This is a genomic window from Dokdonella ginsengisoli, assembly GCF_042652785.1.
Classification (GTDB): Bacteria; Pseudomonadota; Gammaproteobacteria; order Xanthomonadales; family Rhodanobacteraceae; genus Dokdonella_A; species Dokdonella_A ginsengisoli.
This window is the reverse complement of record NZ_JBHSHD010000002.1, coordinates 202,467-217,389: the sequence shown is the minus strand read 5'-3', so window position 1 is coordinate 217,389 and position 14,923 is coordinate 202,467. Positions and strand designations below refer to the sequence as shown.

The 14,923-nt window shown below is 71.7% G+C and carries 18 protein-coding genes; 3 read left to right on the top strand and 15 right to left on the bottom strand.

What is annotated here, in order from left to right; genetic code table 11:
- Positions 1 to 35 precede the first annotated feature (35 nt).
- The 3 genes from ACFO6Q_RS01275 to ACFO6Q_RS01265 all read right to left on the bottom strand — a co-directional run bounded on the left by ACFO6Q_RS01275 (position 36) and on the right by ACFO6Q_RS01265 (position 1,957).
- Positions 36 to 650 (bottom strand): OmpW/AlkL family protein, encoded by a 615-nt coding sequence (locus tag ACFO6Q_RS01275; RefSeq protein ID WP_380018669.1) that lies wholly within the window; start codon positions 648 to 650, stop codon positions 36 to 38.
- Positions 651 to 836: 186 nt separating this feature from the next.
- A complete protein-coding gene (locus tag ACFO6Q_RS01270; RefSeq protein ID WP_380018668.1) occupies positions 837 to 1,247 on the bottom strand; it encodes a VOC family protein in 411 nt (136 codons plus the stop codon).
- Positions 1,247 to 1,957: a hypothetical protein gene (locus tag ACFO6Q_RS01265; RefSeq protein ID WP_380018667.1), complete on the bottom strand. Its 711-nt coding sequence runs from the start codon at positions 1,955 to 1,957 to the stop codon at positions 1,247 to 1,249. The genes ACFO6Q_RS01270 and ACFO6Q_RS01265 overlap by 1 nt, the downstream gene beginning before the upstream one ends.
- A gap of 138 nt (positions 1,958 to 2,095) precedes the next feature.
- Here ACFO6Q_RS01265 and ACFO6Q_RS01260 point away from each other — a divergent pair, with 138 nt between their 5' ends.
- Entirely contained in the window at positions 2,096 to 2,497 is a 402-nt protein-coding gene (locus tag ACFO6Q_RS01260; RefSeq protein WP_380018666.1) for an MbcA/ParS/Xre antitoxin family protein, read from the top strand.
- Positions 2,498 to 2,502: 5 nt separating this feature from the next.
- Complete coding sequence (locus tag ACFO6Q_RS01255) at positions 2,503 to 3,186, top strand: RES family NAD+ phosphorylase (protein ID WP_380018665.1); 684 nt, start codon at positions 2,503 to 2,505, stop codon at positions 3,184 to 3,186.
- Between the two features lie 13 nt (positions 3,187 to 3,199).
- Here ACFO6Q_RS01255 and ACFO6Q_RS01250 read toward each other — a convergent pair whose 3' ends face one another.
- The 11 genes from ACFO6Q_RS01250 to ACFO6Q_RS01200 form a co-directional block, all read right to left on the bottom strand.
- A complete protein-coding gene (locus ACFO6Q_RS01250; protein WP_380018664.1) occupies positions 3,200 to 3,496 on the bottom strand; it encodes a hypothetical protein in 297 nt (98 codons plus the stop codon).
- On the bottom strand, positions 3,493 to 3,765 hold the full coding sequence (locus tag ACFO6Q_RS01245; RefSeq protein WP_380018663.1) for a hypothetical protein: 273 nt from the start codon (positions 3,763 to 3,765) through the stop codon (positions 3,493 to 3,495). Before ACFO6Q_RS01245 ends, ACFO6Q_RS01250 begins: the two co-directional genes overlap by 4 nt.
- A 121-nt stretch (positions 3,766 to 3,886) precedes the next feature.
- Entirely contained in the window at positions 3,887 to 5,167 is a 1,281-nt protein-coding gene (locus tag ACFO6Q_RS01240; protein WP_380018662.1) for an acetyl-CoA C-acetyltransferase, read from the bottom strand.
- Between the two features lie 93 nt (positions 5,168 to 5,260).
- Positions 5,261 to 6,193: a class I SAM-dependent methyltransferase gene (locus ACFO6Q_RS01235; RefSeq protein ID WP_380018661.1), complete on the bottom strand. Its 933-nt coding sequence runs from the start codon at positions 6,191 to 6,193 to the stop codon at positions 5,261 to 5,263.
- A gap of 110 nt (positions 6,194 to 6,303) precedes the next feature.
- On the bottom strand, positions 6,304 to 7,707 hold the full coding sequence (gene ntrC / locus ACFO6Q_RS01230) for a nitrogen regulation protein NR(I) (protein WP_380018660.1): 1,404 nt from the start codon (positions 7,705 to 7,707) through the stop codon (positions 6,304 to 6,306).
- A 16-nt stretch (positions 7,708 to 7,723) separates the two neighbouring features.
- On the bottom strand, positions 7,724 to 8,767 hold the full coding sequence (locus ACFO6Q_RS01225) for a two-component system sensor histidine kinase NtrB (protein WP_380018659.1): 1,044 nt from the start codon (positions 8,765 to 8,767) through the stop codon (positions 7,724 to 7,726).
- Between the two features lie 40 nt (positions 8,768 to 8,807).
- Complete coding sequence (locus tag ACFO6Q_RS01220; RefSeq protein WP_380018658.1) at positions 8,808 to 9,398, bottom strand: 1-acyl-sn-glycerol-3-phosphate acyltransferase; 591 nt, start codon at positions 9,396 to 9,398, stop codon at positions 8,808 to 8,810.
- Complete coding sequence (gene arfB, locus ACFO6Q_RS01215; RefSeq protein WP_380018657.1) at positions 9,395 to 9,820, bottom strand: alternative ribosome rescue aminoacyl-tRNA hydrolase ArfB; 426 nt, start codon at positions 9,818 to 9,820, stop codon at positions 9,395 to 9,397. Before arfB ends, ACFO6Q_RS01220 begins: the two co-directional genes overlap by 4 nt.
- A 45-nt stretch (positions 9,821 to 9,865) precedes the next feature.
- Entirely contained in the window at positions 9,866 to 10,585 is a 720-nt protein-coding gene (locus tag ACFO6Q_RS01210; RefSeq protein ID WP_380018656.1) for a hypothetical protein, read from the bottom strand.
- A 29-nt stretch (positions 10,586 to 10,614) separates the two neighbouring features.
- Positions 10,615 to 12,291, bottom strand: a complete 1,677-nt coding sequence (ubiB, locus tag ACFO6Q_RS01205) for a ubiquinone biosynthesis regulatory protein kinase UbiB (protein WP_380018655.1) — start codon at positions 12,289 to 12,291, stop codon at positions 10,615 to 10,617.
- Positions 12,288 to 12,947 carry a ubiquinone biosynthesis accessory factor UbiJ gene (locus ACFO6Q_RS01200; RefSeq protein ID WP_380018654.1) on the bottom strand — a complete coding sequence of 220 codons (660 nt, stop codon included), beginning with the start codon at positions 12,945 to 12,947 and terminating at the stop codon, positions 12,288 to 12,290. The genes ubiB and ACFO6Q_RS01200 overlap by 4 nt, the downstream gene beginning before the upstream one ends.
- Positions 12,948 to 13,075: 128 nt before the next feature.
- Between ACFO6Q_RS01200 and ACFO6Q_RS01195 the strand changes: the two genes are divergently transcribed.
- The gene (locus tag ACFO6Q_RS01195) at positions 13,076 to 14,440 is read left to right on the top strand and encodes a hypothetical protein (RefSeq protein ID WP_380018653.1); all 1,365 of its coding nucleotides are present in this window, start codon (positions 13,076 to 13,078) and stop codon (positions 14,438 to 14,440) included.
- 28 nt (positions 14,441 to 14,468) lie between these two features.
- Here the strand turns inward: ACFO6Q_RS01195 and ACFO6Q_RS01190 are convergent, their stop codons facing one another.
- Positions 14,469 to 14,870 carry a DUF4156 domain-containing protein gene (locus tag ACFO6Q_RS01190; protein WP_380018652.1) on the bottom strand — a complete coding sequence of 134 codons (402 nt, stop codon included), beginning with the start codon at positions 14,868 to 14,870 and terminating at the stop codon, positions 14,469 to 14,471.
- Positions 14,871 to 14,923 lie beyond the last annotated feature (53 nt).

Below are 14,923 nucleotides of genomic sequence, written 5' to 3'. Positions count from 1 at the left end.
GACGAGGCGGCCGCGCAGCGCGTTGCGCGCGGGGATCAGAAGCGGTAGCCGAGCGCCACGCCGTAGACCCAGGGATCGATCTTCACGGTGCCGACCTTGGCGCCGTTGACCTTCGCGTCGGTTTCGATGCTGATCCAGCGCAGGTCGGCCATGAACGACCAGCGTTCGTTGATCGCCACGTCGACGCCGGCGTGGACGGCGGCGCCCCAGGAATCGGACAGGTCCAGATTCGTGCCGGCCAGCGGGCCTTTCTCCTTGATGCTGAAGAAGCGCGTGTAGTTGAGGCCGACGCCGACGAACGGCGAGACCTTCGCGCCGGGCGCGAAGTGGTACTGCACGCTGACCGTCGGCGGCAGGTGCTTGACCTCGGCCGCCCGCGCGCCGTTGAGCCGGACCTCGTGCTCGAACGGCAGCGCCGCCAGCACTTCCAGCCCCCAGTTCGGCGTCAGGAAATACTCCAGCGACACCGTCGGACGCGCGTCATTGCCGACGTCGGCCTTCAGCGCGCCCCCGGCGAGGCGACCGTTGTTGGATTTCGGCGATACCTGATGCGCGCCGAACTTGACGATCCAGTCGCCGGCTTCCGCGGCCTGCGTGGTTGTGGCGATGCCTGCCAGGCACGCGGCCAACACGATCGCTTTGCATCTCATCGAGCGTTCCTCCGTGATGGACGCCCGGCGGTGTCGACGGAATGTCGCGCTGCCCCGGGCGCCGTGCGGAACGCTAGCAAACGCCATGCCTTTGAAAAACCGGAAAAAAGGTATTGTGCGTCACATTCCCTTTGTAAAAAGGTGCGCATTAATGTCGCAGCCCGGCACGGCGGCTGTCGACGTGCGTCAGTGTGCGATTTCGTCGTAGCCGCGGCCGAGGAACTGCAGCAGGCAGAAACCGTGGCCGAACGGATCGGCGAGCGTCGCGATGCGACCCCAGGCGGCCGTGCGCGGTTCGCCTTCGAGTACGGCGCCGGCTTCCTGCGCGCGACGCAGCGCGAGCGTCAGATCGGGCACGACGAAATCCAGGTGCACGCCGGTCCAGTGGCGGCGATAGTCGCGCGTCTGCGCGATCGCCTCGCCCGCCGCGCTGCCGGCGGCCTTGCGCAGCAGGTAGATCGGCGAGGTCGCGCCGAGCAGCTCGACCACGTCGCCGCCGAAGCGGCGGCCGACGCGCAGTCCGAGCGCGGCGACGTAGAACGCCTCGGCACGCTCGAGGTCGTCGACGTCGATGTTGGCCAGCAGCGACAGGGACATCAGGGCTTGGGCGCCGGCTCGCGCGCGGACGGCCTGGTCTTCGGCTTGGCCGGCGCGGCCTTCGCCGGTGCGCCGCGTGCGGCTTCCGCCTCACGCTTCCACTGCTCGAGCAGGGCCGCGCGAATGGCTTCCGGCGAGGCCGTGGTCTCGGGCGCTGCGGCCGTCGCGGCCGGTGCCTCCGGCGTGCCGGTGTCGAGGTAGCGTACGAGGCGGGCGACCTGCATGCCGAGGATCTCGTCGACCTGCGGTGCCAGCGCGTCCAGCCCGCTCGAACCGGCGCCGTTGACGCGGTACTCGACGTCCAGACGCGCCGTGCCGTCGTCCTCGGCACGGATCCAGAAGCTGAGGATGCCCTTCAGCGCGAGTTCCTGCAGGGGACCGAGCGCCGTCTCGATGCGCAGCAGGTGCTCCGGCATGGCCATGACCACGCGGCCGTGCTCGGCGCTGCCGCCGGACCAGCGCTCGCAGAAGCAGCCGCCGGCTTCGGCCTTCAGGCTGAGATTGGATGCCTGGCCGGACCAGGTGTGTTCGCCGTTCCACCACATCGGCACCGCCGTGACCGCCGCGTAGGTCTTGGCCGGGGGCGCGGAGACCGGCTCGGAATAGGCGAGGAAGAAGCTGTCCGCCGCCGCCTGCCGGACTTCCGCGTGGGCGGAGGCAGCGAGAGCGAACAGCGGCGCGAGCGCCGCCGCGGGGAGGATGCGTTTCATGCGGATTTTCGTCTCGGCGGAGGGCCGGTTCATGGACGCCGTCGCGGCGCATTAGTTTCGCGCAAATCGCCGCTGGGCTGGCGATGACTTTCCATATGAAGTAGTATCTACTCATACTTCATCTATGGAGTTCTTTCCATGAACGACGTCGCACTGCACCCGACCCGCGAGCCCGCCGGCGAACTCGGCGGCCCGGCGCTGCGCGCGTTCTTCGCGATCGCCGAGCGCTGGGGCCTGCGCATCGCCGAACAGCGCCGCCTGCTCGGCGACCCGCCGGAGTCGACGTTCTACAAGTGGAAGCGCGAACGCGAGGGCACGCTCGGCCGCGACGTGCTCGAACGCATCAGCTACGTGCTGGGCATCTACAAGAACCTGCAGATCCTGTTTCCGGAACCCGAGCGCGCCGACGCCTGGGTGCGCAAGCCCAGTTCGGCGCCGACCTTCGGCGGCCAGTCGGCGCTGGAACGCATGCTCTCGGGCAACGTCGCCGACCTCTACGTGGTGCGCCAGTACCTCGACGCGCAGCGCGGCTGGAACTGACCGCGATGGCCGCCCTGCCACCCGAGAAACGCATCCGCTGGACGCGCGCCTACCGCATCGTGCCGAGCCGCTTTCCGCCGGTCGGCGTGTACGACCGCGTCGCCGATCCGGCCGACCTGGAAGCCCTGTACGAAATCGAGGCGCTGACCAACCCGCGCCTGCGCGAGGAGCTGGGCAGCCTGCGCATGCTGCCGAAGGAACGCCGCATCAGCGGCGCCGGCACGACGCCGATCATGGCCGCGTTCACGCATCTGAATCCGGACGGCAGCCGCTTCTCCGACGGCAGCTGGGGCGTGTTCTACGCCGCGCATCGCGTCGCCACCGCCGTCGAGGAGACGGTCTACCACCGCGAACGCTTCCTGCGCGCGACCAGCGAAGCGCCGCTCGACGTCGAGATGCGCTGCTACCGCACCGCGGTCACCGGGCGCCTGCACGACCTGCGCGGCGGCTGGCGCGCCGAACACGATCCAAACGACTACGCGGCCAGCCAGTCGCTGGCGCGCACGCTGCGCGCGGACGGCTCGAACGGACTGGTCTACGACAGCGTGCGCGATGCGGGCGGCGAATGCGTCGCGCTGTTCTATCCGGACCTGGCCGCGCCGTGCGTGCAGGCGCAGCACCTGATCTACCGCTGGGACGGCGAACGCATCGCCGCCGTGCTCGAAGTCAACGCGGTGACGCGGCGCTAGCTGCGCCTTCCGTTCAAGGGCCGCGGCGCTCGAAGCCGTCGGCGAAGATCGCGTCCGTGGCCGCCGCGCGGCGCAGCAGCAGCTGCGCGGCGGTCTGCGTGCCGCCCAGCGACACCGGCTTGAGCGCGACCACGCGCCAGCCGAGCTGCGCGAGCTGGTCGATCGTGTGCGAGCCGGCGACCGGGCAGGCGAACACCGTGTCGGCGGTCGGCGTGGTCGCGGCTCCCTCGGCCGGCGCGTAGCAGATTTCCGACGCCTGCGCCGTCGCGGCCAGGGCGGCGACGGCGAGCGCCGCTGCGGCGCGCTTCATGGTTTCTGGATCACGAGCTGGTTCGCCGTCGTGTTGTTCTCGGTGACCACCGGGCTGAGCTGCACCACCTGCCAGCCGGCGGCGGCGAGCTGGTCGATGGTCTTGTCCTGGCCGGCCAGCGGGCAGTCGAACTGCGTCGTGCTGGTGGGCAGGTTCGGATCGGTGAACGGCAGGCTGGGGCTGTAGCAGATGTCGGCCTGGCCGGCCTGCGCCAGCGAGGCGCAGCACGCGAAAGCGGCGCACAGCATCGACACGGGAGTGAAACGCATGGGCGGGATTTCCGTAGAAGGGGCTACGCAATGTACGCGCCCGCAAGCGTGAAGTGCGCGCGCGGGCGGTAACGAAGCAGTAACGCTTCGCGCGAAAAAGGGGAAGGCGCGGTTTTCGCGCCTACGGCCGTTCGAGGATCGCCGTCACGCCCATGCCGCCGGCGGTGCAGATCGAGATCAGGCCGCGGCCGGAGCCCTTTTCCTCGAGCAGGGCGGCCAGGGTCGCCACCACGCGCGCGCCGGTCGCGGCGAACGGATGGCCGGCGGCGAGGCTGGAGCCGTTGACGTTGAGCCGGGCCGGATCGATCGAGCCGAGCGGCGCGTCCAGGCCGAGGCGGTTCTTGCAGTAGTCGGCCGATTCCCACGCGCGCAGCGTGCACAGCACCTGCGCGGCGAACGCCTCGTGGATCTCGTAGAAATCGAAATCCTGCAGGGTCAGGCCGGCTTCGGCCAGCATGCGCGGCACGGCGATCGTCGGCGCCATCAGCAGGCCTTCGCCGCGCAGGAAGTCGACCGCGGCGACGCGCGCGTGGGTCAGGTACGCCTGGATCTTCAGGCCGCGTTCGGCGGCCCATTCGTCGCTGGCGAGCAGCACCGCGGCGGCGCCGTCAGACAGCGAGCTGGAGTTGCCGGCCGTCAGCGTGCCGTGGCCGGAGGTCTTGTCGAACGCCGGCTTCAGTGCGGCGAGCTTTTCCAGCGTGGTGTCCGGCCGCAGGATGTTGTCACGCTCGACGCCGCGGAACGGCACCACGAGATCCTTGAAGAAGCCGCGCGCGTACGCCGCGGCGAGCTTCTGGTGGCTGGTCAGGGCCAGGCGGTCCTGCTCGTCGCGGCCGATCTTCCACTCCCGCGCCATCAGCTCGCAGTGCTCGCCCATCGACTTGCCGGTGCGCGGTTCGGCGACGCCGGGGAACGAGGGCTTGAGCTCGGACAGCGAGAAGCCCTTCACCGCCGTCTCGAGTTTCTCCAGCGGCGTCTTCGCGCGGTTCATCGTCAGCAGGCGCTGCTGCAGGCCCTTGGAATACACGATCGGCACGTCGCTGGTCGTGTCGGAGCCGCCGGCGATGCCGGCGTCGATCTGGCCGGCGGCGATCTTGTTGGCGACGATGATCGCGTTGTCGAGCGAGGTGCCGCACGCGCGTGCCGTGGTGATGCCCGGCGTGGTCGGGGCCAGGCCGGAGGACAGCGTCGCCTCGCGCGCGATGTTCCAGTCCGAGGAGTGCTTGATGACCGAGCCGAAGGCGACTTCGCCGAGCTCGAGGCCGTGCAGGCCGAAGCGCTCGACCAGGCTGCCGAGCGTCTTCACCGCCATGCCGAAATTGCCGACGTCCGCGTATGCGGTGTTGTTGCGGCAGAACGGAATGCGCACGCCGCCGATGATGCCTACCCGTTTCGAGCTCACGATCTACCTTCCGTATCCGCTGCTGTCGTCCTGGTCAGCGCCGTCGCCGTTCGACTTCGCCGGGGCATTGTAAGCCGAGCCTGCGCGGCGTGTTCAGGCCAGCCCGGCGGGCAGCGGGCCCCAGTGCGCCTCGTTGTGCCGCCACAGCTCGCGGAACCAGACGCGGAACATCGCCACTTCCTCGCCGCGCGCATCGTCGCCGAGCGCCTCCAGCATCGCCTGCGGCTGCAGGCCGCCGCCACTGACGCGGACCATCGCGTCGAACAGTTCGTTCCACAGCGGCGTGTAGGCGATGCGTGACGCGTCGCGCTCCACGCGCGCGCGTTCGGCCACCGCGTCGCGCCGGCCGCCGGTCTTGATCGCCACGGCCTGCACCCACGGCGAATCGCTGAACGTCGCCAGCGGCTCGAAGCCGGCGCGCTGCGCGAACGTGCGCACTTCCTCCGGCGTGGAGAACTGGTTGCGCGCGACGTCCTTGCGGTGGCTCGGGTCGGCGTTGCGGTGCTGGTCCACTTCCAGCGCGAAACGGCGCCAGCCGATGTCGCTGGCGAGGTTCCAGGTGTCGAAGAACACCAGGCCGCCGGGTTCGAGCACGCGCGCCAGCTCCTCCAGGTAGAGGAAGAAGTCTTCCTTGTCCATGTGGATGAACACGGCGACGCAGTACGCCTTGCTGAAGCTCGCCGACGGCAGCGTCTCGAGGCGGGTGCGCTTGAGTTCGGTCAGGCCGACGTTGGTGAAGTCGGCCAGGCGCTCGCGCGCGACGCCGAGCATGTTCGCCGAGATGTCGGCGCCTTCCCAGTGCGCCACCTTCGGCGCCAGCTCGCGCCCGATGCGGCCGACGCCGCAGCCCAGCTCGAGCACGCGATCGCCGGGCTGGAGGTCGAGCGCGCAGGCGACCTGGCGCGCGGTGTACGCGCCGGTCAGGCGCGCGACGTCCTCGTTCGCGCTGCCGTCGACGGCGATGAACGCGCCGGTCGTCGTGCTCGCCTTGTCGTCCCAGAAGGTCTTGTAGTTCGTTGCAGCCATGGAATGTCGGATCCGCTCAGCGTTTCAAGGAGGGCAGCGATGGTACATGCAAGCCCGCTCCGCGGCCTCGCCGCCGTGCCGTTTCCGGCGCCGGACCGCGGCGGCGGCCGTCACGAGGGCCGCTTCCGGCGCGAGCTGCCGAGCTTGCGCGTCAGCGTGTTGCGGCCCAGCCCCAGCGCCTTCGCGGCGTGCTGGCGATGGCCGCGATGCGCGGCGAGCGCGGCGTCGAGCAGGACCCGCTCGAACTCGGTCAGCGCCTGCGCGTGGAGATTGGCGGTGCCGGCGGCGAGTGCGCGGTCCGCCCAGGCGCGCAGGGCCGCGCTCCAGCCCGACGGCTCGGGCTCCGGCGCGTCGGCGAGCAGCGACGGCGGCAGGTCGCCGACGCCGATCTCGCGGCCCGGCGCGAGCACCGCCAGCCGGCGGCAGAGGTTCTCCAGCTGGCGCACGTTGCCCGGCCAGTCGTAGGCGCGCAGCGCGCCGAGCGCGGCCGGCGAGAAGCGCTTCGCGCCGCTGCCGGCCACCGCTGCCGCGCGACCGAGGAAATGCTCGGCCAGCGCCGGGATGTCGTCGCGCCGCTCGCGCAGCGCCGGCAGGTGCAGGCGCACCACGTCCAGGCGATGCAGCAGGTCGGCGCGGAATTCGCCGCGCGCGACCTTGGCGTCGAGGTCCTGGTGCGTCGCCGCGACGATGCGCACGTCGGCGCGGATCAGTTCGCGTCCGCCGACGCGGTAGAACTCGCCGGCGGCAAGCACCCGCAGCAGGCGCGTCTGCAGGGCCAGCGGCATGTCGCCGATCTCGTCGAGGAACAGTGTGCCGCCTTCGGCCTGCTCGAAGCGGCCGGCGTGGCGCCGCGCGGCGCCGGTGAATGCGCCGATCTCGTGGCCGAACAGCTCCGATTCGAGCAGCTCGGCCGGGATCGCCGCCGTGTTCAGCGCGACGAACGGCTGGCGCGCGCGTGCGCTTTCGCGATGCAGGGCGCGCGCGACCAGCTCCTTGCCGGTGCCGGTCTCGCCGGTGATCAGCACGCCCAGGCCGCTCGCGGCGACGCGGCCGATCGCGCGGTACAGCTCGCGCATCGCCGCGCTGCCGCCGATCAGCTCGGGCTCGCCGCTGGCCGCGGCGAGCGGCGGCGCCGGTGGCGTGCTGCGCGGCGTCGATGCGGCGCGGCGCGCGGCGGCGACCGCCTGGTCGAGATCGAACGGCTTGGGCAGGTAGTCGAAGGCGCCGAGCCGGTACGCCGAAGCGGTCGAGGCGACGTCGGTGAACGCGCTCATGACCACCACCGGAATGCGCGGCTCGCGCAGGCCGATGCGTTCGAGCAGCTTGAGCCCGCTCGCGCCGGGCATGCGCACGTCGGTGAACAGCACGTCCGGCTCGTCGGTTTCCAGCGCGGCGAGGGCCGCTTCGGCGTCGGCGAATTCGCGCGGACGGAAGCCCGCCTCGCGCAGCGCGGCGCCGAGCACGACGCGCACGCTGCGGTCGTCGTCGACGATCCAGGCGGCGGTTTCGCTCATGTGGTCGTGCCTCGCATCAGGATTCCGTCTCGCCGAGCGGCAGCAGCAAGGTGAACACGGTCGCGCCCGGACGGCTGACGTAGCCGAGTTCGCCGCCGTGCTCGCGCGCGATCTCGCGCGCGATCGCCAGGCCCAGGCCGGTGCCGTCGGCGCGGCCGGAGACCAGCGGCTCGAACAGCGTGTCGGCCAGTTCGGCCGGCACGCCGCGGCCGTCGTCGGCGAAGTCCACGCGCAGCGCGTAGCGCGGGCCGTGTCCGCCCAGGCGCGCGCCGTGCTCCACGCGCGTGCGCACGCTCAGCGTCCGCGCGCCGGCCTCGGCCGCGTTGCGCGCGAGGTTCAGGCAGGCCTGCTGCAGGCGATCCGCGTCGGCGGCCAGCGGCGGCAGGCTCGGATCGTAGTCGCGCCGGATGCCCGGCGTGTCCGGCTCGGCCGACAGCAGCGCGGCGACGCGCTCGACGACCTCGTGGATGTTGACGCGCGCGAGGTGCGGCTTGGCACCGGCGTTGAGCAGGCGGTCGGACAGCGCGGCGAGGCGGTCGACCTCGGCCACGATCAACTGCGCCAGTTCGGCCATCTCCGGCTCGTCCAGGCGCCGCTGCAACAGCTGTGCGGCGCCGCGCACGCCGGCCAGCGGTCCCTTGACCTCGTGCGCGAAGCCGCGCAGCGATTCGGACAGGCGCAGCGCGGAATGCTCGACCGGCGCGGACTGCAGCTCGAGCAGCAGCGTGTCGGCGTCCAGCGGCGTCAGCGCCAGATCGGCCGCGCGGTCGCCGATGCCGGTGCGCAGGCGCGCGTCGCGCAGCCAGACGCGGCGGTCCTCGGCCAGCGCGCGCGCGGCGGCCTCGGCCAGGCGAGGCGGCTTCGCGTCAAGCAGGGCCAGCGCTTCGCCGCGCCAGCTGCGCGCGCCGGCGCCGAGCCAGTCGTGCAGGCTCTGGTTGACCGCGCGCAGGACCAGGCTGCGGTCGACCAGGGCCATCGCGGTGGCGCACGATTCCAGCGCCGCCCAGACCGCGCCGGAGCGGTGCGTCGGTGCCTTCGGGGAGGGCGTCTGCGCGGACATTGCACCAGTCTAGTGCATGCGCCGCCGGTGTTGGCGCGGCTCAGACGCCGTGATGGCGTCCGCGATACGGTCGGTAGAACGCCTTCAGCGCGGCGAGGTCGGCGTCCATGTCCTCGCCCGGCCGGAACAGCGGGCCGATGCCGATCGTCCTGGACGGATAGTCGAAATACACCGGCAGGATCGGCACGCCGGCCGCGCGCGCGATGTGCCAGAAGCCGCTGCGCCATTTCGCGACCGGACGGCGCGTGCCTTCCGGGGCGATGCCCAGCCACAGGCGCGGACTGGCGCGGAAGCGGTCGACCATCTGCTCGACCACGCCGTGGGTCGCGCTGCGCTCGATCGGAATGCCGCCGAGGCCGCGCAGAAGCCAGCCGAGCGGGCCGCGGAACAGTTCGCGTTTGCCCATGAACGCGATGTCGACGCCGAGCGCGACCTTCAGCAGCAGTCCCCACACGCCGTCCCACCAGGAGCTGTGCGGCGCGGCGATCAGCACCAGCTTGCCGACGTCGGGAAAGGAGCCGGCCATGCGCCAGCCGCAGCGGTGCAGCGCCCATGCGCAGAGCGCGCGCCGGCGGTTCGGCGCCAGCTGCGGAACGCCGGCCGGCAGCGGCGCCAGGCCGATGCCGCTCATTCGGCGCTCCAGTGGCGCCCTCCACGCGTGCGCTTGATCGACGAGCGGGTCTTCTTCGCCTCGATGCGGCGTTCCTTCGAGGCGCGCGTCGGGCGCGTCGCGATGCGCCGTTTCGGCGCCACCAGCGCGGCGCGGATGATGTCGGCCAGGCGTGCGCGCGCGTCGTCGCGGTTCTTGGCCTGATCGCGGAAGCGGTTGGCCTGGATCACCAGCACGCCGGCGTCGGTGAGCCGGCGGTCGCGCCGCGCCAGCAGCCGCGCGCGCACCGCGTCGGGCAGCACGGTCGAGGTCGCCACGTCGAAGCGCAGTTCGACGGCGCTGGCGACCTTGTTGACGTTCTGGCCGCCGGGGCCGGCGGCGCGCACGAAGCGTTCGACGAGTTCCTCGTCGGGAATGGTCAGCACGCCGTCGATGTCGAGCATGGGCAGGTCCGGCGTCGGGTGGGCGTGCTGGGTTTCGGGCGGCCGTTACTGGCCGGCCGGCGGCAGGGCGAGCACGTCGCGCGCGGTCTTGGCGGAATTGGACGCTTCTTCGCCGAGTGCCTCCATCGCTCCCGCATTGCCGTGCTTGGCGAACTGCTGCATGCGGCCGCGCAGCTTCCCCATGCTGGTGGTGCAGTAGGCAGCGAAGCGCACCAGTCGCTGATTGGCGCCCGGCTCGGCGGCCTTCTGGTTGGCCTGCTGACACAGAGTCTCCGCCTCTTGCAGCGCCGTACCCGCCGTGCCGAGATCGACATTGAGATCGGGTGCCGGAACGGCCTGGGACGGGAGCGCATTGGGCGCCGCCGGCGGCCGCTGGCCGCCGAGCTTGGCCATCGCCGCGGCGCTGCGCGCGGCCTGCAGTTCCATCGCCCGGCGCACCACGCCCGGCGCGCTGACGTCGGCGAAGGTGAACTTCTCCGGATTGCGGCCGGCATCGGCGATCCAGCCGTCGAGCTTCGTGCGGCACGCCTTGCGGCCGTCCTCGCCGGCCGCGCGCATCGGCAGGTTCTTGACCAGGTCCGAATCGCCCGACCACGCGCGCAGGCATTCAATCGCCAGTCCGTCGAGCGGCGCGGCGGCATCGGCCGGGCTGGCGCGCTCGCTGCGCAGCAGGGTGCCCAGCTGCGGATCGGTGGGTTCGCGCAGGCGCGAGCAGGCCGTCGCGCCGAGCGCGCAGGTGATCGCGACCAGGAGGAATTTGTTCATGTGCCGATCTCCGTCGAAAAGCCGTGGATTCAGGTACGCCGCCGTGCGGCGGCGAAGCAGGCCGCCGCCGCGGCGAGGCCGAGCCATGCCGCGGGCGGAAGGCCGGCGAACCGCGGCGACGCGGGCGAGAGCACCGCGATCGCCAGCGTGCCGGCCAGGAGCGATACGCCGAGCGCGAGCCACACGGCCACGCGCTGCCCGCGCCGGATGCGCAGGTCCAGCTGCCTCAGATCGTCGGAAGCGATGCGAAGTTCCAGGCGGCCGCTGCCGGCCTGGGCCAGATAGTCGTGCACCAGCTGCGGCATGTCCGGCGCGGCGGCGATCCATTCGGGTACGCGTCGGCGCAGCGCCTTGAGCATCGCGCGCGGACCGTGGCGGCGGCGCCAGATCCGCTCGAGCACCGGCTTGGCGGTCGCCCAGATGTCGATGCGCGGGTGCAGCAGGCGGCCGACGCCCTCGATGTTCAGCAGCGTCTTCTGCAGCAGGATCAGCTGCGGCTGCAGGGTCAGTTCGTGGCGGCGTGCGACCTGGAACAGCTTGACCACCACTTCGGCAAGCGAGATCTCCGACAGCGGCCGCGTGAAATACGGCTCGCACACCGCGCGCACGGCCGCTTCCAGTTCGTCCAGGCGCGCGTGCGCCGGCATCCAGCCCGCGCGCACGTGCAGCTCGGCGATGCGCGCGTAGTCCTGCTCGAACAGGGCGAGGAAATTTTCCGCCAGCCAGTACTGGTCGCGCTCGGGCAGCGAACCCATGATGCCGAAGTCGAGCGCGATGAAGCGCGGATCGTGCGTGCGCGTGGCGTCGACCCAGATGTTGCCGGCGTGCGCGTCGGCGTGGAAGAAGTTGTCGCGGAACACCTGCGTGTAGAACAGCCGCACGCCCTTCTCGGCCAGCGCGACGCGGTCGATGCCGGCCGCGTCGAGCGCGGCGAGGTCGTCGACCGGGATGCCGCGCACGCGCTCCAGCGTCAGCACGCCCTCGGTCGTGTGCGACCAGATCACCTCGGGAACGAGCAGGTCGTCGGAGCCGGCGAAATTGCGCCGCAGCAGCGAGGCGTTGGCGCCTTCGCGCTGCAGGTCGAGTTCGTTGGTCAGCGTCGTCTCGATCTCGGCCACGACGTCGCGCGGGCGGATCTTGTCGGCGTTGGGATGGAAGCGCTGCACGAGGTCGGCCAGCGCGTGCAGCAAGGCGACGTCGGCGGCGATGCGGACGTGGATGTCCGGGCGCAGGATCTTGACCACGACCTCGCGCGCCGGCGAATCCGCGCCGGCCGGCAGGGTCGCCGCGTGCACCTGCGCGATCGAGGCCGAGGCCAGCGGCGCGTCCGCGAAGCTGGCGTAGCGCTGCTCGATCGGCGCGCCCAGCGCGCGCTCGACGGCGGCGCGCGCGAGCGCGGGATCGAACGGCGCCACCTGGTCCTGCAGCCGCGTCAGCGCATCGGCCACGTCCGGCGGGATCAGGTCGCGCCGCGTCGACAGGATCTGCCCGAACTTCACGAAGATCGGGCCGAGTTCGGTCAGCGCCAGGGTCAGCCGCTCGCCGCGCGGCAGCGTGGCCACGTCGGCGCGCGCGCGCGGCAGCAGTGCGCGCGCATAGTTGAGCGGGCGGAAGCGATGCGTCGCGTCGACCAGATCGTCGAGGCGGTAGCGCACCAGCACGCGGGCGATGCGTACCAGGCGCGGGATCTGGCGCCAGCTCGTCATCGTGCGGTGTTTCCGGCGTGCGCGGCGAGGCGGCGCACGCGCGCATCCAGCCGGTCGGCGCGCTCGCGCAGGGTGTCGACGTCGTCGAGGAAGCGGTCGAGCTCGGCGCGCGCGACGAGGTCGCGGCCCTCCTCGGTGAGGAATTCGGCCGTATCGCGCGCGAGGCCGCGCGCGGACGCCGTCGACCACGCCAGCGCGCCGCGCAATGCGCGCGCCAGCGGCACGCCGAGCACGTCGCCGAACGTGCGTGCGAACGCCTCGTCGAAGTCCGGCGCGAAGCGCGAGGCGATCCGTTCGAGCCGGCGCGCCAGTTCCGCGTCGCCGGCGATCTCGACGCGGCCCGGCAGCGGCGACGCGTCGCGGCCGCGGGCGAGTGCGAGCGAGAGCAGCGCGCCGGGCGTCGCGGCGACGCGCAGCGCGCTCTCGCCCTCGAAAGCCGGCCCGACGCGCAGGCGCTCGCCATCGACGGCCAGGCGCAGCGACGGCGCCGCGCCCTTGAAGTCGATCGTCAGCGCGCGTCCGTGCAGCGCGGACAGCGCCGACTTCGTTTCCGGGTCGAGGCCGACGAGGCGGTTCAGCGCCGCTTCGAGCGCACGGCCGAGCACGGCGAGCAGCGGGTTGGGCGCACGTGCGGCGCGGGCGGCGGATTCGGACATGGGCGGCGATTCTACCTGCCCGCTCCGTCGAAAGGCCGGCCCGCCGCCTCGCTCGCGCGTGGTCCGTTCACGCAGCGCCGACGCGGGCGCGGCAGAATGGCGCCGGACACCGCAGCAGGGGAATTTCGATGATCCGCCGATGGCTCGCCTTCGCGTTGCTCGCCCTCGCCTGCGGCGGCGAGCTGCAAGCGACGCAGGAATTCAGCGGGCGCGCGCCGTCCGGTGCGTGGTTCCGCATGGAAGCGCCGGACGACTGGAAGCCCGGCGATGCGCTGGTGCTGTTCCAGCACGGCCTGGACTTCAGCGACGCGAGCGGTCCGCCGAGCCTGGGCCCGCTGAAGTCGGTGATGCTTGCCGAGGGCTACGCGATCGCCGCCAGCGCGTTCAACCAGCGCGGCTGGGCGATGTTCACGGCGATCGACGACAACCGCGAGCTGGTCGCCCTGTTCGAGCAGAAGTTCGGCCTGCCCGGCGAGATCGTGCCGTTCGGCGGTTCGCTCGGCGGCCTGATCGCGTTGAAGCTGGCCGAGGCGCCGGGCTTCCCGCCGGTGCACGCGGCGTACTCGCTGTGCCCGGCCGCCGCCGGCTCGCGCATCTGGGACACCGCGATCGACGCGCGCCTGGCCTACGACGTGGTCTGCAAGGACGCCGGCGAGCTGGAGGAAGGCGCACCGCCGCTGCCGTGGGCGCTCGACCTGGAGGACATCCCGGACGACCTCGGCGACCTGCTCGACCAGGCGCGCGTGCTGCCGACCCTGGTCGACGTGAACCGCTGCACCGGCGTGAACCTGCCAGAGTTCCTGCGCAATGACGCGATGAAGCGCCGATTGAAGGAACTGATGGACTTCACGCAGATCACCGACGAGAAATTCTTCGTCACCAACATCGGCTACTCCATCTACGTGATGAGCGACCTGGTGCGCGCGCCGGACAAGCTCGGCGGGCGCAATCCGTTTACCACGGCGGGCGTGGACTACGGCAGCGACGCGAACATCCAGGCCGGCATCACGCGCATCCGCGCCGATCCGCGCGCGGCGGCGCGGCTGCGCAGCGTGTCGGATTTCCGCGGCCGCGTCGGCTCGGCCAGGATCGTGTCGATGCACACCAGCCGCGACCAGCTGGTCATTCCGTCGAACCAGGAATTCGTGCGCAAGGTGCTGCCGGCGGATCAGCTCACCAGCGTGATCGTCGACGAGGAGACGCCGAGCCACTGCGGCTTCAGCACCGCCGAAGGCATCGCCGGCTGGGAAGCGCTGCGCGCCTGGCGCGACGGCGCGGTGCAGCCGGACGCGACTTCGCTGCAGCAGTTGTGCGAAGCCCTGGTCGCCGGCGGACAGGTGACCGGCGCCTGCCGCTTCGACGCGGATTCCGAGGTCGCCGCGTTCGACGGCATCGTGCGGCCGCGGCCGCCGGCCTCGCTGCAGCGGCCGGCGCGTTCGAACCGTCCGCTGCCGCCGCTACTGCCCGTGCACGGAACGCGCGCGCTGCCCTGACGGCGGCGCGCGCCGGCCGCGGTGCAGCTCAGTTGCCCTTGACCGGGTAGGTCTCGACCGCGCCGTTCTCGTTGCGCTGCTCGATGCGCATCGCCGGCTTGCCTTCGCGCGAGGCCGGGCCGCAGTGGAACGCGCGCCAGGCCTGCTCGCCGTCCTGCGGATCGCCGACCGGCTGCACGGTGTCGGCACCCATGCGCGCGGCTTCGTTGCGCGCCAGCACCTCCAGTTCGTCGCGCACCTTCAGGTCGCGGCGGCCGATCGGGCCGACGTGGTCGAGCACCGACACGGTCACCTTGCCCATGTCCTTGCAACCGGCGCCGACGTCCTGGTTCCAGGCCGTGCGCACCTTCTCTCCGCCGGAATCGAGCTTGACGCCCCAGCTGCAGGCGGCGAGCGGGACGGCAGACAAGATCAACAAGAAACGTTTCATTGGGTACTCCGTAGATGCCCACATTGGGGATCAAGCGATTGCGCTATCCGGAA

Bases quoted from the DNA above. Each gene is read 5' to 3' on its own strand.
- ACFO6Q_RS01275 (WP_380018669.1), bottom strand. From the start codon at position 650: ATGAGATGCAAAGCGATCGTGTTGGCCGCGTGCCTGGCAGGCATCGCC.
- ACFO6Q_RS01270 (WP_380018668.1), bottom strand. From the start codon at position 1,247: ATGTCCCTGTCGCTGCTGGCCAACATCGACGTCGACGACCTCGAGCGT.
- ACFO6Q_RS01265 (WP_380018667.1), bottom strand. From the start codon at position 1,957: ATGAAACGCATCCTCCCCGCGGCGGCGCTCGCGCCGCTGTTCGCTCTC.
- ACFO6Q_RS01260 (WP_380018666.1), top strand. From the start codon at position 2,096: ATGAACGACGTCGCACTGCACCCGACCCGCGAGCCCGCCGGCGAACTC.
- ACFO6Q_RS01255 (WP_380018665.1), top strand. From the start codon at position 2,503: ATGGCCGCCCTGCCACCCGAGAAACGCATCCGCTGGACGCGCGCCTAC.
- ACFO6Q_RS01250 (WP_380018664.1), bottom strand. From the start codon at position 3,496: ATGAAGCGCGCCGCAGCGGCGCTCGCCGTCGCCGCCCTGGCCGCGACG.
- ACFO6Q_RS01245 (WP_380018663.1), bottom strand. From the start codon at position 3,765: ATGCGTTTCACTCCCGTGTCGATGCTGTGCGCCGCTTTCGCGTGCTGC.
- ACFO6Q_RS01235 (WP_380018661.1), bottom strand. From the start codon at position 6,193: ATGGCTGCAACGAACTACAAGACCTTCTGGGACGACAAGGCGAGCACG.
- ntrC (WP_380018660.1), bottom strand. From the start codon at position 7,707: ATGAGCGAAACCGCCGCCTGGATCGTCGACGACGACCGCAGCGTGCGC.
- ACFO6Q_RS01225 (WP_380018659.1), bottom strand. From the start codon at position 8,767: ATGTCCGCGCAGACGCCCTCCCCGAAGGCACCGACGCACCGCTCCGGC.
- ACFO6Q_RS01220 (WP_380018658.1), bottom strand. From the start codon at position 9,398: ATGAGCGGCATCGGCCTGGCGCCGCTGCCGGCCGGCGTTCCGCAGCTG.
- arfB (WP_380018657.1), bottom strand. From the start codon at position 9,820: ATGCTCGACATCGACGGCGTGCTGACCATTCCCGACGAGGAACTCGTC.
- ACFO6Q_RS01210 (WP_380018656.1), bottom strand. From the start codon at position 10,585: ATGAACAAATTCCTCCTGGTCGCGATCACCTGCGCGCTCGGCGCGACG.
- ubiB (WP_380018655.1), bottom strand. From the start codon at position 12,291: ATGACGAGCTGGCGCCAGATCCCGCGCCTGGTACGCATCGCCCGCGTG.
- ACFO6Q_RS01200 (WP_380018654.1), bottom strand. From the start codon at position 12,947: ATGTCCGAATCCGCCGCCCGCGCCGCACGTGCGCCCAACCCGCTGCTC.
- ACFO6Q_RS01195 (WP_380018653.1), top strand. From the start codon at position 13,076: ATGATCCGCCGATGGCTCGCCTTCGCGTTGCTCGCCCTCGCCTGCGGC.
- ACFO6Q_RS01190 (WP_380018652.1), bottom strand. From the start codon at position 14,870: ATGAAACGTTTCTTGTTGATCTTGTCTGCCGTCCCGCTCGCCGCCTGC.